Consider the following 22,056-nt stretch of genomic DNA (forward strand, 5'->3'; position numbering starts at 1 on the left):
GTTGCAGGAGCAGGGCTGGAGCCACGTGCGGCCGTAAGTTCGCTCCCCCCCAATCGCGCACCATACGCCCGTCATCCTGAGGAGCCCGCGCAGCGGGCGTCTCGAAGGATGCACGACCCCGGTGTCTCCGCGCGCATTTGCTCTCCTCGCGGAAAGACCCGGGCCGTCCACCCTTCGAGACGCCGCTGCGCGGCTCCTCAGGGTGACGGGACCCGTATCCGCGCGGGGATGGATTTGCTTTGAATCGACCCTATCTATGGAATAATATCCTCCCTGTGACTCGGCCCGGAGAATAGGTAAGCCGTCATGATCTTTCGCCAGCTCTTCGACAGCGTGTCCGGCACCTACAGCTATCTGCTCGCGAGCCGCGCCGGCGGCGAGGCGCTGATCCTCGATCCGGTGCTGGAGAAGGCCGACCGCTACTGCAAGCTGCTGCAGGAACTCGACCTCAGGCTGGTCAAGGCCGTCGATACACATCTGCATGCCGATCACGTCACCGGCCTCGGCGAGCTGCGCGACCGCACCCAGTGCATCACCATCATGGGCGAGCAGAGCAAGGCCGACGTGGTGTCGATGCGCGTTTCCGACGGCGACAAAGTGACGATCGAGGGCCTCTGCCTCGAGGCGATGTACACGCCTGGCCACACCGACGATTCCTACAGCTATCTGATGGGCGACCGCGTCTTCACCGGCGATACGCTCTTGATCCGCGGCACCGGCCGCACCGATTTCCAGAACGGCAGCGCGCGGGCCCAGTACGATTCGATCTTCAATCGCCTCTTGAGGCTGCCCGAGGAGACCATGGTGTTCCCCGCGCATGACTACAAGGGCGACACCGTCTCCACGATCGGCGAGGAGAAGCGCTACAATCCGCGGCTGCAGGTCAAATCGATCGACGACTATGTCGAGCTGATGAACAACCTCAATCTGCCGAACCCGAAGCTGATGGATGTCGTGCTGCCCGCCAACATGCATGTCGGCCTGCACCAGGACGAGCTCGCCAAGGAAGGCCTCTCCCTCAACGCACGCGACGCCATCGCGAGCCTCGGCCGGCCCGATATCCTGCTGGTGGATTTGCGCGAGAGCGGCGAACGGGCCAAGCACGGCACGCTCGCCGGCGCGCTGCACGCGCCCTATCCCGGGATTTGCGCCACATTGCAGCCCGGCGGCATGCTGCGCGAAGTTGCCGCCGCGACCGGCCGCCGCGTCGTGTTCTTCTGCGCCTTCGGCGAACGCTCGGCGATGGCGGTGGCCGCCGCGAAGAAGGCGGGACTGGCGAACACCGCGCATATCGAGGGCGGCATCGACGCGTGGAAGAAGGCCGGCGGGCCGGTGGTGATGGGGTAATTCCCTAGGCTCTTCGCTAACGCGCGCGAAATTATCTACCGTCACCCTGAGGTGCGAGCGAAGCGAGCCTCGAAGGGTCGACGGCCACACTGTGTCCGCGCGCATTTGGTGATATCGGGGCCGTGCATCCTTCGAGGCTCGCAAGAGCTCGCACCTCAGGATGACGGGGTTAATTAGAGCGCTCGGCGCTTACCCGCTGCAGCTCCGCCGTCAACCGATCCAGCGCATCCGCCAGCATCACGCCGCCGCAGACGGTGAGCCGCTCCGGCAGCACGATGCGCTTGCCCTCCGGATAGAACCGCTCCAGCGCCGGATGCAGCAGGAAGGCGCGGCCGTCATCCTCGGCGCGATCGCCGGCCTCCGCCACCAGGATGAAATCCGGCCGCAGTTTTACAATCGCCTCCAGCGAGACAAATCCGCCGGCGCCGAAGCCGAGCTCGCCGGCGGCGTTGGAAAGACCCGTTGCCGCCAGCAGCGAGCTGACCAGGCTGCTCTCACCCGACACAAAGCCGCGCCGCTCCAGCGGCAGCACCCGATAATGATGACCGTCGGCCACCGCCCGCGCCCGCGCGATCGCCGCATCGAGGCGCGCGATCACGGCCTCTGCGCGATCCGGATGCTGCACCACTTCGCCCATCGCGCGGATCTGCTCCCTCACCTCGTCGAGCGTGCGCGGCACCGTGAACTCGACGAGATGCAGCCCCTTCGCCTTCAGCAGATCGCGCGTCGCGCGCTTGTCGAACAGGCTGACGACGACGAGGTCCGGCTTGAGCAGCAGCACGTCCTCGGCCTCGCCGGACAGCCGCGGAAAGCTTCGCGCCTTCTCGGCGGCCCAGGATTGCCAGGCATCGCGGGAGAAACGGCTGAGCCCGAGGATCTGGTCGGGATCAGCCAGCGACAGCACGAGTTGGTCGCTGCAGACATTCATCGAGACGATGCGCGGTCCGGCGGCGGACGCGGCACTGGCGGACATGAGCCCAGCAAGAATGGAGAGCGTCAGCAAAAAGCAGAGCCGAGCGAGATGGCTGACACGCAAAAGGTGCGCCCCCTCTCCCGCTTGCGGGGGAGGGTTGGGGTGGGGGTAGCGCCGCAATGAACACTCTTCGAGTGGAGAAAGCCCCCGCCCGCATCGCATCTTTCGATGCGACACAGCCGAAGCCTCGCTTCGGCGTTTCTTAAGAACGGCCGCCGAAGGCGGCCTATGCTCCCCCGCAAGCGGGAGAGGTGCAGCGCGTCCGTGGCGGCACCGCATGCGCATCACACGTCCGCCCACGGCACGATGACGGCCTCGCGCTGAAATTCAGCGCGGTAGGCGCTGACCCGGAACACGCTGGCGAGGACCGCCTCCGACAATGCTTCCGCAGGCGCGCCTTGCGCCGCCAGCCGGCCCTCCGCCAGAACCAGCACGTGATCGGCAAAGCGCGCCGCGAGCCCGAGATCGTGCGTCACCACGATGACCAGCACGCCGGTGTCGGCGATGTTGCGCAGCTTCTGCATCACATCGATCTGGTGGCGCGGATCGAGCGACGCGGTCGGCTCGTCGGCGAGGATCACGGGCGCCTCGACCGCCAGCACCCGCGCCAGCGCGACGCGGCTGCGCTCGCCGCCGGACAGCTCGGTGACACGGCGGTCGCTGAATTCAGTGACGTCGACCGCCTGCATCGCCCGCAGCACGGCCTCGATGTCCGCTGGCGACAACCGCGCCGGATCGGTCGCGCCATGCGGATAGCGGCCGAGCGCGACGATATCGCGCGCCGGCAGCGGCCAATGCACCATGTGCCCCTGCGGCAGATAGGCAAAACGTTTCGCGCGCTCGCGCAGCGATAGCGCCGCCAGCGCATCGCCGCCGATCCGAATCTCGCCGTCGGACGGGATCAATCCGGCGAGCGCGCGCAACAGCGTGGTCTTGCCGGCGCCGTTCGGACCGACCAGCGCGACCAGATGGCCTGATGCCAGCGACAGCGAGACATCGTGCAGCACCTTGCGGCTGCCGAGCGAAGCGCTGAGACCGGTTGCGGACAGCAGCCTCATGCCACGCCTCCACCGAGCGCGCGGCGTTCGCGCATGATCAGATAGAGGAAGAACGGCACCCCGATGATCGAGGTCAGCACGCCGACCTTGATGTCGGAGGTCGAGGCGATGATGCGCACCGCGATATCGGCCGCGAGCAGCAGCGCCGCGCCGGTGAGCGCACTCGGCACCAGCAGCCGCGCCGGATCGTGACCGATCAGGGGACGCATTAGATGCGGCGCGATGAGCCCGATGAAGCCGATCGTGCCTGTCACGGCGACCGCGCCGCCGACGCCGAGCGCAACGCCCGCGATCACGAAGAGCCGCAGCCGCCCGACATCGACGCCGAGGCTCTGCGCGGCCTCCTCGCCGAGCGTCAGAGCGCGGAACGCGTTCGCCTGGCTCAGCAGGATGGCGGCACCCGCGATGATGAAGGGCAGCGCCAGCGCCACATGCTGAAAGCTGCGGTCCTCTAGCGAGCCGAGCAGCCAGAACGCGATCTCCAGCACCACGAAGGGATTGCTGGAGAGGTTCATCACCAGCGCCGTCGCAGCACCGGCAAAGCTCGAGATCGCGAGCCCCGCGAGGATCAGGATCAGCAGCCCGGCATTGCGGCCGGCGACCGCGAGCAGCGCGAACACCGAGCCGAACGCGGCGATGATCGCGACCACCGGCAACGCGTAGGAGCGCACATCGGCCAGGCCGAGCGCGATCACCAGCACCGCGCCGAACGCCGCCGACTGCGGCGCGCCGAACAGCGACGGCGAGGCCAGCGGATTGCGCAGCAGGCCCTGCAGCGCCGCGCCTGACAGCCCGAGAATGCCGCCGATCGCGAACGCGAGAATGGTGCGCGGCAGGCGAATCTCGCGCACGATCACCTGCGCCACGTCGCTGCCGCCGCCGAACAGCGCCTCGATCACCGCGAGCGGCGACAGCCGCACCGGCCCGATGCCGAGCGAGATCACGCACAGCAGGACCACAAGCGCGAGCAGCGCCGCGGTGGCGCCCCATCGGCGCCGCGCGGCGACCTCGGCCGCCAAGGCAAAATCCTGCACGCTCATTGGATCCATGCTCTTACAGCGATCGCCGTGGCAGACAAGCGACACTCGATAAAAACCGTGGCCGTCTGACCGCCGCCCGACTTCCGCCGGATTGACTTTGCTGCCCGGCCGAACCCTAGATGAACATGACGGTTCTTTCATGAGATGAAAAGGGAATGCGGTGCGGGGAAACTTCCCCAAGGCCGCGGCTGCCCCCGCAACTGTATGCGGTGAATCCTTCGTCACAGGCCACTGGGAATCTCGGTCCTGGGAAGGCGACGAAGGGTAACGACCCGCGAGCCAGGAGACCTGCCGTCAGCCGTGGTCACACGCGAAGATGCCGGTCGGGGAGTACAGGCATGAGCTTCACCTGAGGCTGTTAGCACGATGGTGAGACTGGTTCGCGGTGACGTGCCACTGACGTTACCGAGGTCTCGCTTATGTTGTCCTACCCATTCCACCATTGGCGGCGCACGCTGCTGCTCGCGACGACGATGCTCGCGCCTGTATTTATTGTCTCCGCCGCGCGGGCGCAGCAGGCGCCTGCTCCCGATCAGCTACCAGCGATCGAAGTCACCAAGCCGGGCGACCAGAACGTCACGCGCGCCAAGCCGGCTGCGGACGAAGCGCCGGCACCGCGCCGTCCGGCGCCGGGCACCGCAGAGAGCACCAATGTAGGCGGCGGAAGCGGATCGGGCACCACAGGGACAGGCACGGCCACCGGAACGGGCGGCACCAGCGGCGGTCGCTAGTTCGCCGGCATTGTCGGATCGTCCTCGGCCGTGATCACCGCCGACGACATCGCGCATTCGCCGGTGCAGTCGTTGCCGGAAATCCTCGCGCAGGTGCCGGGCGTGCAGCTGCAAACGCTCTATGGCGGGCCGAACGGCGCCAAGACCGCGGTCGACCTGCGCGGCTTCGGGGCATTCGCCACCGACAACACGCTGTTCCTGCTCAATGGCCGCCGGCTCAACGACGTCGACAAGGCCGGCTTCGACCTCACCACGATCCCGCTCGATTCGATCGCGCGCATCGAGATCACGCGCGGCAACAGCGGCGCCGTGCTCTACGGCGACAATGCGGTGGGCGGCGTCGTCAACATCATCACCAAGACCGGCGTCGGCGGTCCGCCGACGACGATGAGAGCCGAGGCGGGATTTGGCTCGTTCAACACCCGCATGGCCGCCGTCTCCGCGGCGCTCAATGCGGGACCGTGGTCCACCTCGTTCTACGGCAACGGCATCAAGTCCGACGGCTACCGCGTCAACAATGCGCTCGACCAGCGCAACGCGGTCGGCAGCGTCAACTACACCACGCCCGACCTCACCGCTTTCCTGACCGTCACGGGCAGCGACCAGAAGCTCGGCCTGCCCGGCGGGCGGCTGGTCGATCCGTCGATCGGGGTGAACGAGCTGCAAACCGACCGCCGGGGCAGCAGTACGCCGTTCGACTATGCCAACCAGCAGACCGCGAGCGTCACCGCCGGCTTCACCAAGACGCTGATCAACGGCGTCGACCTGATCGTCGACGGCGGCTGGCGGCAGCGCGATACCCAAAGCGGCTTCTTCGGCACGGTACCGACCATCAGCTTCGCCTCGACCTACAACGATGCCGCGCTGGAGACCTGGTCGCTGACGCCGCGGCTCACCGTCAAGAACGTGATGCTGGGGATGCCGTCGACGATCCTCACCGGCATCGACTATTACGATTCGACGTTCCGTCAGGCACGCGGCGCGTTCCAGGGCGTCGACCCCTTCCACATCTACAATATCGAGCAGCAGAGCGTGGCCGGCTACTGGCAGCACACGCTCGGATTGCTGCCGACCACTGACTTCTCTTATGGCGCACGCGTCCAGAATACCAGCGTCTCGGCGCGTGATCGCTACGACCCGAATGCGCCGTTCGCCTTCGACACGCAAGCGTCGCCGCTCGACGGCAACGAGACGCAATATGCGCTGCATGTCGGCGTCGAGCATCGCTTCACCGACACATTCTCGGTGTTCGGCCGCGCCGCACGCGCATTCCGCACGCCCGATGTCGACGAACGCGTCGCCTCGGGTCCGTCATTCGACCCGCTAACCTTCCTGCCCATCGCGCAGAATTTTGCGCTCAAGACCCAGACGTCGCAGGACGTCGAGGGCGGCTTCCGGGTCAGGACCAACCGCTTCCAGGTCCAGACCAGCGTTTATCTGATGGATCTCGAGAATGAGATCCATTTCAACCCGATGCTGTTCTACAACGTCAATCTCGACCCCACCCGCCGCTACGGAAGCGAGACCAGCGCCTCGCTCAAGGTCACCGACAGCGTGACCCTGCGCGGCGGCATGGCGATCACCCGCGCGGTCTTCCGCGAAGGCATCTGGGCCGGCAATGACGTGCCGCTGGTGTCGCGCTACACCGGCAGTCTCGGCGTGACCTGGAATATCTGGCAGAACTATCTGGTGTTCGACGCCACCGCGCGCGCCTGGAGCTCGCGCATCATGGACAACGACCAGGCCAACACCCAGACCCGGATTCCCGCTAACGCCACCGCCGACATCAAGCTGAGCGGGCAAATTGACCGCTTCTTCTGGTCGCTCAGCGTGAACAATCTGTTCAACGCGCTCTACTACGACTACGCCATCGCGAGCTCGTTCACGGATGGCCGCTTCTCGGCCTATCCGCTCCCCGGCCGCACCTACATGGTGAAGGCCGGCGCGACGTTTTAGAGCATGATCCGGCGCGACGGGTGTGACGCCGCCGCGTCGTCTCACTCCATTACAAGCGCCCGCAAACTGGGGTAGAATTCCGGTAGCTGATTTAACCCGCGCAGGGGAAACGCATGGGCAAGGCCGGAAAGACGAGCAAGGGCGCGGACAAGCCCAGCAAAAAGTCCGACGAAAAGTCGAGGGCGCCTCCGCCACCCGCCGCGCCGCCGGACGACGAGTATGACGAGGATGGCGACATCGCCACGCCGAAGATCGACCGCTATGGCAATGACGACGAGCCGTTGTGAGGGATGAACGGTATCCATCCCTGCGTCGTCCCGGCGAAAGCCGGGACCCATAACCACGGGGCCGAGTTGTTGAAGCGCGCTGTGGACCCAGCGCGCCGCAACAATCATCATTAGTGGTTATGGGTCCCGGGTCGCGCTTCGCTTGCCCGGGACGACGAGAATGGGGTCAGCAAAACTCCGCACTCTCGATCGCCTTGATACTGCCGCGATCGAGCAGATGCGCGCCAAAGCCGCCGCGCGCCAGCGATGATGCGATCTGCGGCGATGCCAGCAGCAGCGCCGTGGTCATCGCCAGCGGCGCGGCGCTGAGCCAATCGAGCCGCACCGGCGTCAGCTCTTCCGTGCTGCCGCGATAGAGACCGTCACCCGCGGCGATGCGGCCGCATTCCCTGATCAGCTCGCGCCTTGTGCCGTCGCGCGACGCGCTGCCGAGCAGCGCCTGCATCGCCAGATGGGTCCGCACGCCGGCGCGCCCGTCCGCCAGCGGAGCCGGCGTCTCGCCAAGCGAGACGCGCAGCAGCAGGTCGACGAGATCGGTGCCGGACCGGTATGCGTTCATGGGCTCGACCAGCCGCGGGTTGCAGTCGATCAAAAGCGGCGTTGCGCTGTCGAGCGGCATGATGACATCGACCGACAGCGCGCCATGCCAGCCGAGATGCGCGCCGATGGTCTCGAGTGCGGCGCGGATCGCCGGCCGGCTTACGCTCTCCTTGATCGCCTCGCCGCCGCCGACGCCGGCCGCGATCTGCCGGTAGGCGTGGAAGGCAATGAGAGTGCCGCGGCAAAACACCGATTGCGCCTTCTCGACGGTGCCGGTGATGAGGTCCTGCGCCAGCACCTCGCCGGCAAAATCGCCAGCGGATTCGAGATCGTAAAGCGCGCGATGGAGGTCGTTGGCGTCGCGCACGAACCAGATGCCGCGGCTCGCGGTGCCGATCGACGTCTTGACCACGGAGGGAAACCGCAGGCCGTCGCGCAGCTCCTCGACCGAGTTCACGATCCGGGTCGGCGGCTGCGGCAGGCCGAGCTGGTCGAGCAGACGGCTGAAGCCCGCCTTGCTGTGCACGGCGCGATAGCTGGTGAAATCCGGCAGTGCGAGGCCCACGCGCGGTTGCAGCCGTCCCTCGGCGCGGGCGAACAAGAATCCCTGTTCATGGATCGGCAACAGCACATCGAAATGCCGCGACGCCAACAGACGCTCGACGAAGCGCAGGAAGCCGGCCGGATCGGTGCGCAGCGGCGGACAATGGTGGTACTTGCGTACAAAGCGGGAATAGCGCGCCAGGCACCAGCGCGAGGGATCGCAGATTTCGACGTGATGGCCGGCCAGCCCCAGGATCGTGATCGCCTCGCGGCCTGAGGTGCTGGAGCCCTCTGACACGAGCACCCGGAGCGGCTTTTTGGCGTCGATCATGACCGATCATCGCCGCGCCGCCACGCTTTGTCGCCGCCATTAATGCCGCATGTGTCGATCCGGCACGCCCACGCCGGGGGCAGCCATGCAGGCGCGTTCATGGACAATTAGCAGCCAGCCTCTATTTTCGGCGCGCCCTGCCGGGCGTTGGGAAAAGGGTTGTCTCAAAAATGGTCGACGTTCTGGCCGCACCGCAGCAAGCGAGAGCCGACAGCGCGGTGCGCACGCTGACGGGGATTTCGGTCGCCCATTGGGTCAGCCATTTCCATATTTTCGTGCTGCCGATGCTGTTCCCGTTCCAGAAGCAGCAGCTCGGCGTCGGCTATGTCGAGCTCGGCCTGGCGCTGACGGTGTTCGCGGTGGTCTCCGGGCTGACCCAGGCGCCGATCGGCTACCTCGCCGACCATATCGGTGCGCGCAAGATCCTGCTGATCGGGCTGACGATCGGCGGCTGTGCGCTGATCGGGCTCGGCCTGCATCTCAGCTATACCTCGCTGATCGTCTGCGCCGTGCTGCTTGGGCTTGCCAACAGCGTCTATCATCCGGCTGACTACGCGATCCTCTCGGCCCATATGGACGAGGCGCGGATGGGCCGCGCCTTCTCGATCCACACCTTTGCCGGCTTCCTCGGCGGCGCGGTCGCGCCCGCGATCATGGCGGCGCTGGTCGCCTCGATCGGCGGCCTCGGCGCGCTGATCGTGGCCGGCGCGGTCGGTCCGCTGGTGGCTCTGTTCCTGATCGTGCTCGGCATTCCCGATGCCGGCGCCAACAAGAACAAGGCGAAGGACGACAATGCGCCGAAGGCCAGCGTGATCACGCCGGCGCTGATCGTGCTGACCGCCTTCTTCACACTGCTCAGCCTCTCGACCTCGGGCATCAACAATTTTGGCGTGGTGGCGCTGATGGGCGGTTACGGCGCGTCGTTCTCGACCGCCAATATCGCGCTGACCGCGTTCCTCGGCGCCAGCGCCGCCGGCGTGCTGGCGGGCGGCTATCTCGCCGACTGGACCCATCGTCACAGCCAGGTCGCGGCGGCCTGCTTCGCGATCAATGCCGTGCTCGTGCTGCTGATCGCGCTGATGGACCTGCCGCCCGTCCTGCTCACGCTGGCGATGGGGCTCGCCGGATTCCTTGGCGGCGTGATCGCGCCGTCCCGCGACATGATGGTGCGCAACGCCGCGCCTCCCGGCGCTGCCGGCCGCGCCTTCGGCATCGTCTCCACCGGCTTCAACTTCGGCGGCATCGTCAGCCCGCTGCTGTTCGGCTGGATCATGGACCAGCACATGCCGCATTGGGTGTTCGGCGCCTCGGTGGGCTTCATGGTGCTGACCGTGCTGCTGGCGCTGGTCACCGAGCGCAAGCCGCAGGCCTCCGAGGCTACAATCCGGGCGTAGCCCGTTAGGGCAAGCCGGCGCGGCAGGCTCACCGCGCATCGCGCTACCCTCCAGGCGAGGCGCGGCCGATGACTGCCGCTGCCAAACTCACCGGCCCCAGAATGCCGGCGTCGTCTTGAACCGCCGCCAACTCTTGCGCAGCGTCTTCGCCACCGCGATCTGATCGCGGGCCAGCCAGCCGGCCATCGCGCCGATGCCGAGATGGAGCGCAGGCTGGTCGTCCTGCCGGATGGCATGGAGCAGCATGCGCGTGCTTCCGATGTCGCACACCCGCCCGAGACTGGCCTGCAGCCCGGCGAGCCGCTTCACGTAGCGCTTCGCCGGCGCGTGCGCGGCATAAAGCGGCAGGAAGAATTCCGCCGCATAGCGCAGCTTCTTGAGGTTGATTCTGAGATTGTGCTGCGCATGGATATCGAGCCGCCGGAACCGCGCACCACGCTTCAACGTCTTGCGATGCAATCGTTCCAGAATTTTGTCGGCGAGCACGGGCATTGGTTGCGACAGGACGGCCAGCGCTTCGCTGTCGATCTCGTTGCGCCAGCTGCGGCGTTCCACCATCTGCCCCAGCGAGAGCAGGAAGCGGCTGCAACGGGGATCGGCCAGAACGCCATGCAAGGCGCCGTAGCTCGACTTCCGCTGCTGTTCAACCGCCTGGCGGAGGCCATCCAGGTCGATATCCGGAGCCGCGCGGGCCAAGCGGGCGATCGTCTCCTTGGCGAAGACGTCCCAATCCCGGGCCCGGCCGAGTTGCCGCATCAGCCATTTTGCTTCGCTGTTGACCGCCAGAAATGCCGGCGACGGAATGTCGCGCCGGAACAGCGCACAGATCGTCCGCAAGCGCCGCAAGGCCACCCGCATCTGGTGCACGCCTTCGGGGTCCGATCCCTGCTCGGCCACCGCGTGGTTTTTCAAAAGATGGTGCCAGCAGGAGCCCACCAGCAGTGCGATGACGTCGTCGACCACAAGCTCCGCGGTAACGCCTGACAACTCGGCTTTCGCTGCCGATGGCGCGACGTCAAACGCAAGCGCATAGCCGCGTTCCGACTTGCTGCGCGTACCAATCTGCAGCGGCGCGGCGTCGAGCAACTGCGCTCCGAGATCGAACAGGACGCCGGCATTGCCGCTCTTCAGTTCAAGCTCGATTTCCGACAGGACCTCCTGGCGCGCATTGGCCTCGATCGTCCCCTCATCGAAGACGACTTCAACCGACGCATCTGGCAGATCGAGCTGCCGTGCGTGCCGGCGCACCTTGGTCGCGAAAACCGGCACCAGCGCGTCGTTACTCAGCGCCGCCAGGGGATCGCCGACCTCGTCGACGGGGAGTCGCGCCAGATCAGGGGCGATGCTTTCAACCGGCGCTTCCCATTGGCGTCGCATCAGAGGCTGCGCGCCGTTGGGGGAAAGCTTCAGCGTCTGGATGAAGGTCTTGCCGCTGCGTCGCACGCGCAATGACATGCCATGCTGAAACAGCAGTCGCTCCGGCGTGTCGTAATACACCGTTTCCAGCCGGTGAAACGCGCCGCGATTGCGCGCATGCTGCACGATGCAAGGTGCCTCGCGCAGTTTTTCGAGGCTTCCTTGCGGCGCAAGCAGCTTGAGTTCGATTTCCGCCTGATCGCCATGCCCGACGGCAATGGCAGTGCCCGCATCGATCACGACCGGCTGCCGCTCATTCAATGATATCGCCCCCAGCTTGGTGTATGAAGGTTTCATGACAATGACAAGGCGTACCCTTGCACGACAGCGTGCATTGCGACGAATTGTACCTAAATTCACGCGGTGAAGTTGAAGTGGGTTGCGCCGCCATCCAAGAGCGAGAAACGCGTGCCACGCGTTTTCGATGCTTGTTCATCAACGCAAGCAACAGGTTCCGCGATATCAGGCCGGGACCGCGCGCCTGACGCGCGATGCGTTGTGCATGCGACGCGGTCAGCCCGACCGCCGCGACAGCACCTGTTTGAGCAACGGCTCGATCCGCGACAGCTCGTCGAGATGAACCGCAGACAGTTCGGCGAGATGATCGGCCGCAAGGCCGGTTAGTTTCAGCAACACCCGCCGCTGGTCGGCGGGATCGAGCACGCGCTCGACCAATCCGGCCTCGGACAGCCGGTCGACGAGCTCGACCGTGGTGTGGTGACGAAGCCGCAGCCGCTCGGCCAGATCGCCGATCGTGACCGGCCCGCCACCCGGATACCCCTTGATCGCCAGCAGAGCCTGATGCTGCCGCGGCGTCAGCCCCTCGGCCTTCGCGGCGTCCTGGCTGAACTCCAGAAAACACCGGATCAAATAGCGGAACTGCGACAGCGCCTCGTAATCGGCCTGGGTGGGAACCCGCTTCCGGTTCCTGGCCGGCGATTTCGCAGGCCTTTTCAACGCTGCCATTCGATGTCTCCCGCTTGTAATTATATCGCAATGCGATATGACGCCCGGCGTCCACTTCATCCGAAGCCTTACGCCACCCATGAGCGTCATTTCCACCAAATCGAGCGCCTCCGCCAACAACGCCTCCAAGATCGGCGACAAGGCCAGTCATCTTCTGAGCGACTTCACCACCGATCCGCGTGTCGTCGTGATCTCGGCGATCGCCGTGTTCGTCGCCGCCGCCGGCGTGCTGGCCGGGGCGGGCCTGCTGCAGCTGATCAAGCTCGCCACCAACATCGCCTATTTCGGCCGGTTCAGCTTCGCCGATCTGAAATTGCAGGATTCGCCGCTTGGTCTCTGGACCGTGCTGGTGCCGGTCGCTGGCGCGCTGATCATCGGCCTGATGGCGCGCTTCGGCAGCGAGAAGATCCGCGGCCACGGCATTCCGGAAGCCATCGAGGCGATTTTGCTCGGCCGTTCCCGGCTCGACCCCAAGGTGGCGATCCTCAAGCCATTGTCGTCGGCGATTTCGATCGGCACCGGCGGTCCGTTCGGCGCCGAGGGCCCGATCATCATGACCGGCGGCGCGATCGGCTCGCTGATCGCGCAGATGCTTCCGGTGACGGACAACGAGCGCAAGACCCTGCTGGTGGCCGGCGCCGCCGCCGGCATGACCACGGTGTTCGGCACCCCGATCGCCGCGATCATGCTCGCGGTCGAACTGCTGCTGTTCGAATGGACGCCGCGCAGCTTCATCCCCGTCACCGTCGCCGCCGTGGTGGCCGCGGTCGGGCGCACCTTCCTTCACATGCCGGCGCCACTGTTCCCGTTCGCGGGCGGCGTCGACATCTCGGTGCTGCAACTCGGCGCCTGGATGCTGATCGGAATCCTCTCCGGGCTGCTGTCAGGCGTGCTCACTCAGCTGGTTTATGGCTGCGAGGACATTTTCCTGAAGCTGCCGATCCACTGGATGTGGTGGCCGCTGATCGGCGGCCTCGGGGGGCTCATCGAACCCCAGGCGCTCGGTGTCGGCTATGACAATCTTGCCGCGATGCTGAGTGGCGACGTGGTGCTGAAGGCCGCACTGCTGCTGCTCGTGGTGAAGGCCGTGATCTGGTCGGTTGCGCTCGGCTCGGGCACGTCGGGCGGCGTGCTGGCGCCGCTGCTCATCATGGGCGGCGCGATGGGAACGGTGCTGAGCGGTTACCTGCCGCCCGCGAGCCCCGGCTTCTGGGCGCTGCTGGCGATGGCGGCGACGATGGGCGGCACGATGCGCTCGCCCTTGACCGCGACCTTCTTCGCGGTCGAACTCACCGGCAACACCCATGTGCTGCTGCCGCTGATCGCGGCCTGCGGCACCGCGCATGGCGTCACGGTTCTCTTGATGCGGCGGTCGATCCTGACCGAGAAGGTCGCGCGGCGCGGCCATCATCTGGTGCGCGAGTACCGCGTCGATCCCTTCGCGCTGACGCGCGTGCGCGACGTGATGACCAAGGCGGTCGAGACCGTGTCCGACACCATGACGCTGCACGGCGCGGCAGCCTTCCTGACCAACCCGAAGATCGGGCACCCGAGCTTCCCCGTCGTCGACGCCAACCATCACGTGCTCGGCGTGATCGACCCGCCATCCGTGCTGCGCTGGCGCCGCGCCGGCAAGCATCGCACCGCGACGCTCGGCCAGCTGCTGGCCGGCAGCAAGATCACCGTCGCCTATCCCGATGAATATCTCGACCGGCTCGCCGACCGCCTGATGCAGGTCAACGTCTCGCATCTGCCGGTGATCTCGCGCGAGGATCAGCGCCTGGTCGGCTATATCGGCTGGAAGGACCTGATGCGGGTGCGCGCCCGGCTGCAGGCTGAGGAGACCCAGAAGACAGCCTTCTTCGGCGCGCGGTAGGTGTTCAGGCGGCTTCCGCGGCGGCGGGTCATCGACCCGTCGCGGAACAAATTTCCGCCGGGCGGTCGCACTCGATCCTCGCTGGCAAATCGTCGCCAACGCATCCCAGAGCTTCATCGGCGATGGTTGACAGCATCCGGGGGGCACCCATGATGCCGGTAACCAAGAACAGCCTCGGGATGAAACGCCATGACCTCGACCCCAGACCTCGTGATCCGCGGCGGCGCTGTCGCCGACGGCAAGGGTGGCGATCTCTATGAAGCCGATGTCGCGATCGCAGGCGGCAAGATCACCGAGGTCGGCAAGGTCTCCGCAAAAGGCAGGCAAGAGATCGACGCCAAGGGCAAGCTGGTCGCGCCCGGCTTCGTCGACGTCCACACCCATTACGACGGCCAGGTGACCTGGAGCCAGGACATCACGCCGTCGTCGCAGAACGGCGTCACCACGGCGATCATGGGCAATTGCGGCGTCGGCTTCGCGCCGTGCCGGCCGAGCGATCACGTCCGGCGGATCCAGCTGATGGAAGGCGTCGAGGACATTCCGGAGCCGGTGCTGAGCGCCGGCATTCCCTGGGCCTGGGAAAGCTTCCCCGACTACATGGAGTGGCTGTCGAAGCGCAGCTTCGACATGGATATCGGCGCGCAGCTGCCGCATGCGGCGCTCCGCGTCTATGTGATGGGCGAGCGCGGCGCGGGCCGCGATCCCGCGACGCCTGACGACAACAAGGCGATGGCGGCGCTCGCCGGCGACGCAGTGCGATCAGGCGCGCTGGGTTTCTCGACCTCGCGCACGCTCAACCACCGCACCTCGACCGGCGACTACACACCGACCTTGAAAGCCGGCGAGGACGAATTGACCGCGATCGCCGGCGCGATGCACGGCGTCGGCCGCAGCGTGCTGCAATTCGTGCTCGACCAGAGCACCGTGCACGAAGATCTGCCGATGATGCTGCGGGTCGCTGAAAACACAAAGTGCCCGATCTCGTTCTCCGTCGCCCAGGCCGACAAGGCGCCGCGGCGCTGGCGGCAGACCATGGACACCATCAATGAAGCCGCCGCCCGCGGCCTGTCGATCACGACCCAGATCGCCGCGCGGCCGGTCGGGCTGTTGCTCGGGCTGGAATTGTCGCGCAACCCGTTCCAGACCCATCCGAGCTATCGCGAGATCGCCGGGCTGCCGCTGGCCGAGCGACTCACCCATTTGCGCCGGCCCGAGGTGCGCGCGGCGATCCTGAGCGAGAGCGCGACGGCGACCGACGATCCGCTGTTCTTCCGGCCGAACTACGACAAGATGTATCTGTTGGGCAATCCGCCGGACTATGAGCAGCCTCCGGAGAACGCGCTCGGCCCGCAGGCGCGGCGCCAGGACCGGCAGCCGGAAGAACTCGCCTATGACGCGATGCTGACCGACGACGGCCGCGGCATGCTCTATGTGCCGTTCCTCAATTACGCCGACGGCAATCTCGATGCCGTGCATGAAATGCTGCGCGAACCGAGCGCGGTGCCCGGCCTGTCCGATGGCGGCGCGCATTGCGGCATCATCTGCGATGCCAGCTTCCCGACCTATCTCCTGACGCACTGGACGCGCGACCGCAGCCGCGGCGAGAAGCTCTCGATCCCGTTCGTGATCGCGGCGCAGTCGCGCAAGACCGCGTTGTCGGTCGGTCTGCATGATCGCGGCGTGATCGCCCCTGGCTTCAAGGCCGACGTCAACGTGATCGATTACGACCGCCTGCATCTGCATCCGCCGAAGGTGCATTACGACCTTCCGGTCGGCGGCCGCCGCTTGCTGCAGCAGGTCGACGGCTACGACGCCACCATCGTGTCAGGCGTGGTGACCCAGCGCGACGGCAGAGCCACCGGCGCGCGGCCCGGCAAGCTCGTGCGCGGTGCGCAGGGGTTGAACTGAAATAGACGGAGAGACACAGCCGCGGCTTTACCCTCCCCTGAAAGGGGAGGGTCGACGCGAATGAAATGAGCGGCGGGGAGGGGTCAGCTCTCTCCGCGGAAACGCTGCCCGAATGGAGAGATGACCCCTCCCCGGCTCGCATTCCGCGGTGCTTCATGCGAGCCGACCCTCCCCTTTCAGGGGAGGGTGAAAGATACCCCCTTACGTCGGCGACATCGCGCCTTTGATCGTGCCCGCCGGCTGCGACGGGCCGGTCAGCCGCGCACGCTCGGTGTTGGGCCACAGCAGCAGCAACCCGAGCACGCCCGAGCCCACGATGATCGCGGCGTTGATGGTGAAGCCGGTCATATAGCCCGCCATCGGCGTGGCGGCGTGCTGGATCACGTTGCCCATCACCGTCGGCGCCAGGATGCCCGAGATGGTGTACAGCGCGCCGTAGATCGCGATCACCGCGCCGCGTTGCGACACCGGCGTGAACTCGCCGAGCATCGGCGGGCACACCACATAGATCGAGCCGCACAGGCCGGAGCCGATCACGAGGGCCGCGATCATCAAGCCGCCCGGTGGGGCATAGGGCAGCGTCGCGAGAATGCAGCCGCCGACGATCAAGGGCGCCGCGCCGAGCACGCCGCGCGCACCGCGCGTGGTGAAGCCGCGCGCCAGCATCAGCTGGGAAATCCACCCCGTCAGCAGCACGATGGTCGCACCGAAGATCCAGGGCAGGATCGAGACGAAGCCGGCCTGCTGCTGCGAGAAGCCGAGTCCTTCGATGATGAAGGAGGTGAACCAGGTCAGCCCGAGCGACAGCGCCCAATAGGCGCCGAAGGTCGCGACCACGCAGCCGATGAAGGTGCGCGAGGTCAGGAGCTTCCAGTAGGAAATCCGTTGCTCGTCGGCGGCCGCGGCCGCTGTCGACACCAGCGGCCCTTCCTTGCCGAACGCGAACCAGGCGACGGTCCAGATCAGGCCGACGATGCCCAGCGCGCCGAAGGCGTGATGCCAGCTGTGATTGACGATGATCCAGTTCAGCGCGGGCACCGCGAGGATCACGCCAAACGCCGAACCCTGCGACAGGATCGCGGTCGGCAGCGTGCGCTTCTCGTCGGGAAACCATTTGTAGATGGCGTGCGCGGCGACCGAGAAGGCCGGTCCCTCGCCGGCGCCGAGGATGATGCGGCAGATCACCAGCGTCGTGTAGCTGACGGTGCCGATCATCGGAAATTGCGCCAGCGACCAGATCACCGCCAGGACCAGCAGCACCCAGCGCGTATCGACGCGATTGACGATGAAGCCGACCACGATCGCCGAGATCGAGAACAGGATGAAGAAGGCCGAGCCGAGATCGCCGAATTGCTCCGGGCTGAGACCCATGTCCTTCCGGATCGGCACGCCGGCCAGCCCGACTACGATCTTGTCCGCAAAGTTCACCACCATGAACAGGAACAGCAGGAAGGTGATTGTCCAGGCGCCTTTGGGCGTCCCCTTCGACATCCCTCCGGGCGTCGGTTGCGTGGTCATGTCTGGCTCCCCGTCGTTTCGTTTTTGGCTTCGTAAAATCGGCCCCAACTGGCGATGCTAGCCACGCCTCGCCACGCAACACCGCATTTCCTCGGGGTTCTGTGGCTGGCGCTACACGATGGCCGGGCAAGTGCACCCGATCACGATCGCGTCGTCACCCCCGTCAAGCGGTGATCTGTCATGTCCCCCCTGCTATGTTCGGGGCCAACGAAAAGCCCGGGGTTATTTCATGAACAAATCGATCCTACGCGCGGCCACCTGCGTTGCACTTGTGTCCGCCGCGCTGCTCGCCGTGCCTCAAGTCCGCGCACAGGACGTCGTCGCTCCCGACTATGCGGCGATCGTCGCCTCGCCCGACCGTAGCGATGCGGATCGCCAGGTCGACCAGCGCCGCCAGCCGGCCAAGATGCTCGCCTTTGCCGGCGTCAAGCCCGGCATGACGATCCTCGACATGGCGGCGAGCGCCGGTTACAGCACCGAACTGTTGGCGCGCACCGTCGCCCCGTCGGGCAAGGTCTACGCGCAGGATTCCGCTGCCGTCCTCGAGCGCTTCGTGAAGGACAAGTTCGACATTCGCGCGAAGGCGCCCGCGATGAAGAACGTCGTCCATGTGGTGCGGGACTATGACGACCCGATCCCGCCAGAGGCCCAGAACCTCGACATGATCACGTTCTTCTTTTTCTATCACGACATCACCTATCTGCCGGTCGACCGCGCCGCGATGAACAAGAAGATGTTCGCCGCGCTCAAGCCCGGCGGCTTCCTGGTGATCGCCGACCACTCGGCCAAGCCGGGCGATGGCACCAATGTCGCCAAGACCCTGCACCGGATCGAGGAGAGCACGTTGAAGCAGGAGATCGAGGCGGCCGGCTTCAAGCTGGTGGCCGAGGGCGATTTCCTGCATCATACGGAGGACCCGAAGGACATTCCCGTCTTCAAGGCGCCGGTGCCGATCGACGAGTTCGTCCTGAAATACCAGAAGCCTTGAATGAGGCACGGCCATCGCTTCATCTGACCAGACCGCCGCGGTGCTTCGCGTCACCGGCCTGACCAAGAGTTACCGCTCTGCCGGCGAAGACGTCGCGGTGCTGCGCGGCGTCGACCTCGCGGTTGCGACCGGCGAGAGCGTCGCGCTATCGGGTGAATCCGGCAGCGGCAAGAGCACGCTGCTGCATCTGATCGCCGGGCTCGATGCCGCCGACAGCGGCGAGATCAGGCTCGCCGATACCGTCGTCTCCCAGCTCAACGATGCCGGCCGCGCCGAGTTGCGCCGTGACCGGCTCGGCCTCGTGTTCCAGCAGTTCAACCTGATCCCGAGCCTGACGGTTGCGGACAATCTGGTGTTCCAGTCGCGCATCGCCGGCCGGCACGATGCCGCCTGGCATGACGAGCTGGTCGAGCGCCTTGGGCTGAAAACCCTGCTGAAGCGCTATCCCGAGCAATTGTCCGGCGGCCAGCAGCAGCGCGTGGCGATCGGCCGCGCGCTGGCGCCGAAGCCGTTGTTGCTGCTCGCCGACGAGCCGACCGGCAATCTCGACGAGGACACCGCCGACGAGGTGCTGCGGCTGGCGCGCGATCTGGTGACGCGCACCGGCTGCGGCTTCCTGATGGTCACCCACAGCGCGCGGCTCGCCGCAACGCTCGACCGCCAGGTCAATCTGCATGCCGGAGTAATTGCGTGAGGCGCGCGCTCTGGATCCTCGCCGTGCTGCTCAGCCATTGGCGGCGGCATCCGATGCAGCTCGCAACGCTGCTGATCGGGTTGATCTCGGCAACCGCGCTGTGGAGCGGCGTCCAGGCGCTGAACCAGCAAGCCCGCATCGCCTATGACCGCGCTGCCGCGACCTTCGGCGGCTCGCGCACCGCAATGCTGGTCGCCAGGGACAGCGCGACCTTCCCGCAAAAACTGTTCGTCGATCTGCGCCGCGCCGGCTGGCGGGTGTCGCCGATGCTGGAAGGCCGCGTCCAGATCGACGGGCGCAGCTTCCGCCTGCTCGGCGTCGAGCCGGTGACGCTGCCCTCCGAGGTCGGCAACGCGCCGGCGATCGGTCGCGGCAACCTGCAATCCTTCGTCACGCCTCCAGGCGAAATGCTGGTGGCGCCTGAGACGCTGCGCGATCTCGGCCTCAAGGAAGGCGAGCGGCCGCAGGCCAACGGCACGAGCTTGCCGCCGCTGCGCGTGCAGGCCGAGCTCGCGCCCGGCGCGCTGGTCGTCGATATCGGCATCGCGCAGGACATCCTGAAAATGCCCGGCCAGGTGTCGCGCCTGCTGGTCGGCAAGGCCAAGGCGCCGCATGGCACGCTTGAAAGCGTGACCGGTGACAAGCTGCGCCTGGTCGAGCCGAGCGCGGAGAGCGACCTCGAACGCCTCACCGACAGTTTCCATCTCAACCTCACCGCTTTCGGCCTGCTGTCGTTCTTTGTCGGCCTGTTCATCGTCAACTCCGCGATCGGGCTCGCCTTCGAGCAGCGGCTGCCGATGCTGCGCACGCTGCGCGCCTGCGGCGTCTCGGCGCGGATGCTCAACACCGTGCTGGTGATCGAGCTGGTGTCGCTGGCGCTGATCGCCGGCCTGATCGGCCTCGTCTGCGGCTATTTCATCGCGGCGGCGTTGCTGCCCGATGTCGCGGCGTCCCTGCGCGGGCTCTATGGCGCGCAGATCCCCGGAGAGCTGTCGCTCAAGCCCGTCTGGTGGTTCGCCGGCATCGCGATCAGCATTTTCGGCGCGCTCGCCGCGGCGGCCGCGAGCCTCGCCAAGGCGGTCCGGATGCCGGTGCTGGCGACCGCGCAGCCGCAGGCCTGGCAGCAGGCGCAGCGACGCTGGCTCATGCTCCAGAGCGCCGCGGCGCTCGCGGTGTTTGCGGTCGCCGCCGGCCTGATCCAGTTCGGCGATTCCCTGATCGCTGGCTTTGCCGTGCTGGCCGCGCTGATGCTCGGCGCAGCGCTGATCCTGCCGATGGTCCTGCAAATCGCGCTCGCATTCGGCCAGCGCAGCGCGCGAGCGCCTGTTAGCATCTGGTTCTGGGCCGACAGCCGCCAGCAATTGTCGGGCCTGTCGCTGGCGCTGATGGCGCTGCTGCTCGCGCTCGCCGTCAATGTCGGCGTTGGCACCATGGTGGAAAGTTTTAGCCGCACCTTCCTGGTCTGGCTCGATGGCCGGCTCGCCGCCGACGTCTATATCAGCGCCGCCAGCTACACGCAGGCGAAGGAGATCAGGGCCTGGCTGCACGATCGGCCTGAGGTCGAGGCGATCCTGCCCGGCGGCCGCGCCGACACCCAGCTCGGCGGCGCGCCGATCGAAGTGCTCGGCCTGCCCGACCACACCACCTATCGCGACAACTGGCCGTTGCTCGACAGCACCGCCAATGCCTGGGTCAGGCTGCGTCCCGGCGACACCTGTCTGGTCAGCGAGCAGCTGTCGCGACGGATGAAGCTTGGCCTCGGCAATCATATCTCCGTGCCCGCCCCCGGCGGCGCCTGGCCGCTCGAGATCGTCGGCATCTATGCCGATTACGGCAACCCCAAGGGGCAGATCGCGGTCAACTACGCCGCGCTGACACGGCGCTTCCCGCAGACGCCGATGACGCGGATGGGCCTGCGCGTCGCGCCCGACAGAATCGCGCCGCTGATCACGGCGCTGCAGGAGAAGTTCGGCCTCGACGACCGCAACGTCGCCGATCAGGCGACGATGAAGCGGGAATCCAAGCGGGTCTTCAATCGGACCTTCTCGGTGACGGCGGCGCTCAACGCCTTCACCCTCGGCGTCGCCGGCATTGCACTGTTGACCAGCCTCCTGACACTCGCCAATTCGCGGCTGCCGCAGCTTGCGCCGCTGTGGGCGATCGGCCTGACGCGGCGGCGGCTCGCGGCGCTCGAACTCTTGAAGACCATGGCGGTGGCGCTGATCACCGCGCTGTTCGCGCTGCCGCTCGGCCTTCTGGTCGCGTGGTGCCTGCTTGCGATCGTCAATGTGAAAGCGTTCGGCTGGCGGCTGCCGTTCCAAATCTTCCCGCTGCAGCTGATCGAGCTGCTCGCGGTGGCGATGGCGGCCGCGCTCTGTGCGGCGGCGCTGCCGGTCGCTAGACTGGCGCGCATGCAGCCGGCCAGCCTGATCCGGATTTTTGCCAATGAGCGCTGAGACATGAAGAGGCCACGCAGCTGCCGCGACGGAA

16 protein-coding genes, 1 pseudogene and 1 riboswitch are annotated in these 22,056 nt (G+C 66.5%); of the genes and pseudogenes, 10 read left to right on the top strand and 7 right to left on the bottom strand.

Annotation, left to right across the window (positions count from 1 at the left end):
• The first annotated feature begins 306 nt into the window (after positions 1-306).
• The gene (locus HAP54_RS10020; RefSeq protein WP_166299676.1) at positions 307-1,347 is read left to right on the top strand and encodes an MBL fold metallo-hydrolase; all 1,041 of its coding nucleotides are present in this window, start codon (positions 307-309) and stop codon (positions 1,345-1,347) included.
• 169 nt (positions 1,348-1,516) lie between these two features.
• Here the strand turns inward: HAP54_RS10020 and HAP54_RS10025 are convergent, their stop codons facing one another.
• From HAP54_RS10025 to HAP54_RS10035, 3 genes are all read right to left on the bottom strand, one after another.
• The gene (locus HAP54_RS10025) at positions 1,517-2,320 is read right to left on the bottom strand and encodes an ABC transporter substrate-binding protein (RefSeq protein WP_166299678.1); all 804 of its coding nucleotides are present in this window, start codon (positions 2,318-2,320) and stop codon (positions 1,517-1,519) included.
• Between the two features lie 284 nt (positions 2,321-2,604).
• Entirely contained in the window at positions 2,605-3,378 is a 774-nt protein-coding gene (locus HAP54_RS10030) for an ABC transporter ATP-binding protein (RefSeq protein ID WP_166299680.1), read from the bottom strand.
• The gene (locus HAP54_RS10035) at positions 3,375-4,418 is read right to left on the bottom strand and encodes a FecCD family ABC transporter permease (RefSeq protein ID WP_166299682.1); all 1,044 of its coding nucleotides are present in this window, start codon (positions 4,416-4,418) and stop codon (positions 3,375-3,377) included. Before HAP54_RS10035 ends, HAP54_RS10030 begins: the two co-directional genes overlap by 4 nt.
• 112 nt (positions 4,419-4,530) lie before the next feature.
• Positions 4,531-4,728, top strand: a riboswitch (cobalamin riboswitch).
• A 109-nt stretch (positions 4,729-4,837) separates the two neighbouring features.
• Between HAP54_RS10035 and HAP54_RS10040 the strand changes: the two genes are divergently transcribed.
• The 3 genes and pseudogenes from HAP54_RS10040 (at position 4,838) to HAP54_RS10050 (ending at position 7,392) form a co-directional block, all read left to right on the top strand.
• Positions 4,838-5,149 carry a hypothetical protein gene (locus HAP54_RS10040; RefSeq protein ID WP_224741309.1) on the top strand — a complete coding sequence of 104 codons (312 nt, stop codon included), beginning with the start codon at positions 4,838-4,840 and terminating at the stop codon, positions 5,147-5,149.
• Between the two features lie 6 nt (positions 5,150-5,155).
• Positions 5,156-7,105: pseudogene (locus tag HAP54_RS10045) on the top strand (TonB-dependent receptor); the annotation flags it as partial.
• A 113-nt stretch (positions 7,106-7,218) separates the two neighbouring features.
• Entirely contained in the window at positions 7,219-7,392 is a 174-nt protein-coding gene (locus tag HAP54_RS10050) for a hypothetical protein (protein WP_166299684.1), read from the top strand.
• A 166-nt stretch (positions 7,393-7,558) separates the two neighbouring features.
• Here the strand turns inward: HAP54_RS10050 and HAP54_RS10055 are convergent, their stop codons facing one another.
• Positions 7,559-8,806, bottom strand: a complete 1,248-nt coding sequence (locus tag HAP54_RS10055) for a hypothetical protein (RefSeq protein ID WP_166299686.1) — start codon at positions 8,804-8,806, stop codon at positions 7,559-7,561.
• A gap of 170 nt (positions 8,807-8,976) precedes the next feature.
• Here HAP54_RS10055 and HAP54_RS10060 point away from each other — a divergent pair, with 170 nt between their 5' ends.
• Positions 8,977-10,200 carry an MFS transporter gene (locus HAP54_RS10060; RefSeq protein WP_166299688.1) on the top strand — a complete coding sequence of 408 codons (1,224 nt, stop codon included), beginning with the start codon at positions 8,977-8,979 and terminating at the stop codon, positions 10,198-10,200.
• Positions 10,201-10,287: 87 nt separating this feature from the next.
• On the opposite strand, the gene HAP54_RS10065 is transcribed toward HAP54_RS10060, so the two are convergent.
• Positions 10,288-11,856: a CYTH and CHAD domain-containing protein gene (locus HAP54_RS10065; protein WP_166299690.1), complete on the bottom strand. Its 1,569-nt coding sequence runs from the start codon at positions 11,854-11,856 to the stop codon at positions 10,288-10,290.
• A 273-nt stretch (positions 11,857-12,129) separates the two neighbouring features.
• Positions 12,130-12,582: a MarR family winged helix-turn-helix transcriptional regulator gene (locus HAP54_RS10070; RefSeq protein ID WP_166307649.1), complete on the bottom strand. Its 453-nt coding sequence runs from the start codon at positions 12,580-12,582 to the stop codon at positions 12,130-12,132.
• A gap of 79 nt (positions 12,583-12,661) precedes the next feature.
• Here HAP54_RS10070 and HAP54_RS10075 point away from each other — a divergent pair, with 79 nt between their 5' ends.
• Positions 12,662-14,458: a chloride channel protein gene (locus HAP54_RS10075; protein WP_166299692.1), complete on the top strand. Its 1,797-nt coding sequence runs from the start codon at positions 12,662-12,664 to the stop codon at positions 14,456-14,458.
• A gap of 189 nt (positions 14,459-14,647) precedes the next feature.
• Complete coding sequence (locus tag HAP54_RS10080; protein ID WP_166299694.1) at positions 14,648-16,366, top strand: N-acyl-D-amino-acid deacylase family protein; 1,719 nt, start codon at positions 14,648-14,650, stop codon at positions 16,364-16,366.
• A gap of 201 nt (positions 16,367-16,567) precedes the next feature.
• Here HAP54_RS10080 and HAP54_RS10085 read toward each other — a convergent pair whose 3' ends face one another.
• Positions 16,568-17,884: an MFS transporter gene (locus tag HAP54_RS10085; RefSeq protein WP_166299696.1), complete on the bottom strand. Its 1,317-nt coding sequence runs from the start codon at positions 17,882-17,884 to the stop codon at positions 16,568-16,570.
• Between the two features lie 229 nt (positions 17,885-18,113).
• Between HAP54_RS10085 and HAP54_RS10090 the strand changes: the two genes are divergently transcribed.
• Genes HAP54_RS10090 through HAP54_RS10100 form a run of 3 tightly spaced genes read left to right on the top strand, consistent with a single transcriptional unit; the run spans position 18,114 to position 22,022 of the window.
• The gene (locus tag HAP54_RS10090; RefSeq protein ID WP_166299698.1) at positions 18,114-18,872 is read left to right on the top strand and encodes a class I SAM-dependent methyltransferase; all 759 of its coding nucleotides are present in this window, start codon (positions 18,114-18,116) and stop codon (positions 18,870-18,872) included.
• 40 nt (positions 18,873-18,912) lie between these two features.
• Positions 18,913-19,566, top strand: a complete 654-nt coding sequence (locus tag HAP54_RS10095) for an ABC transporter ATP-binding protein (RefSeq protein ID WP_166299700.1) — start codon at positions 18,913-18,915, stop codon at positions 19,564-19,566.
• Complete coding sequence (locus HAP54_RS10100; RefSeq protein WP_166299702.1) at positions 19,563-22,022, top strand: ABC transporter permease; 2,460 nt, start codon at positions 19,563-19,565, stop codon at positions 22,020-22,022. The genes HAP54_RS10095 and HAP54_RS10100 overlap by 4 nt, the downstream gene beginning before the upstream one ends.
• Positions 22,023-22,056 lie beyond the last annotated feature (34 nt).

Origin of the sequence: Bradyrhizobium sp. 2S1, assembly GCF_011516625.5 — a bacterium.
Classification (GTDB): Bacteria; Pseudomonadota; Alphaproteobacteria; order Rhizobiales; family Xanthobacteraceae; genus Bradyrhizobium; species Bradyrhizobium septentrionale.

Excerpts from the sequence above, each read along its gene's own strand:
- HAP54_RS10030 (WP_166299680.1), bottom strand. The coding sequence starts at position 3,378 with ATGAGGCTGCTGTCCGCAACCGGTCTCAGCGCTTCGCTCGGCAGCCGC.
- HAP54_RS10035 (WP_166299682.1), bottom strand. The coding sequence starts at position 4,418 with ATGAGCGTGCAGGATTTTGCCTTGGCGGCCGAGGTCGCCGCGCGGCGC.
- HAP54_RS10075 (WP_166299692.1), top strand. The coding sequence starts at position 12,662 with ATGAGCGTCATTTCCACCAAATCGAGCGCCTCCGCCAACAACGCCTCC.
- HAP54_RS10050 (WP_166299684.1), top strand. The coding sequence starts at position 7,219 with ATGGGCAAGGCCGGAAAGACGAGCAAGGGCGCGGACAAGCCCAGCAAA.
- HAP54_RS10020 (WP_166299676.1), top strand. The coding sequence starts at position 307 with ATGATCTTTCGCCAGCTCTTCGACAGCGTGTCCGGCACCTACAGCTAT.
- HAP54_RS10085 (WP_166299696.1), bottom strand. The coding sequence starts at position 17,884 with ATGACCACGCAACCGACGCCCGGAGGGATGTCGAAGGGGACGCCCAAA.
- HAP54_RS10080 (WP_166299694.1), top strand. The coding sequence starts at position 14,648 with ATGACCTCGACCCCAGACCTCGTGATCCGCGGCGGCGCTGTCGCCGAC.
- HAP54_RS10025 (WP_166299678.1), bottom strand. The coding sequence starts at position 2,320 with ATGTCCGCCAGTGCCGCGTCCGCCGCCGGACCGCGCATCGTCTCGATG.
- HAP54_RS10090 (WP_166299698.1), top strand. The coding sequence starts at position 18,114 with ATGAACAAATCGATCCTACGCGCGGCCACCTGCGTTGCACTTGTGTCC.
- HAP54_RS10055 (WP_166299686.1), bottom strand. The coding sequence starts at position 8,806 with ATGATCGACGCCAAAAAGCCGCTCCGGGTGCTCGTGTCAGAGGGCTCC.
- HAP54_RS10070 (WP_166307649.1), bottom strand. The coding sequence starts at position 12,582 with ATGGCAGCGTTGAAAAGGCCTGCGAAATCGCCGGCCAGGAACCGGAAG.
- HAP54_RS10040 (WP_224741309.1), top strand. The coding sequence starts at position 4,838 with ATGTTGTCCTACCCATTCCACCATTGGCGGCGCACGCTGCTGCTCGCG.
- HAP54_RS10060 (WP_166299688.1), top strand. The coding sequence starts at position 8,977 with ATGGTCGACGTTCTGGCCGCACCGCAGCAAGCGAGAGCCGACAGCGCG.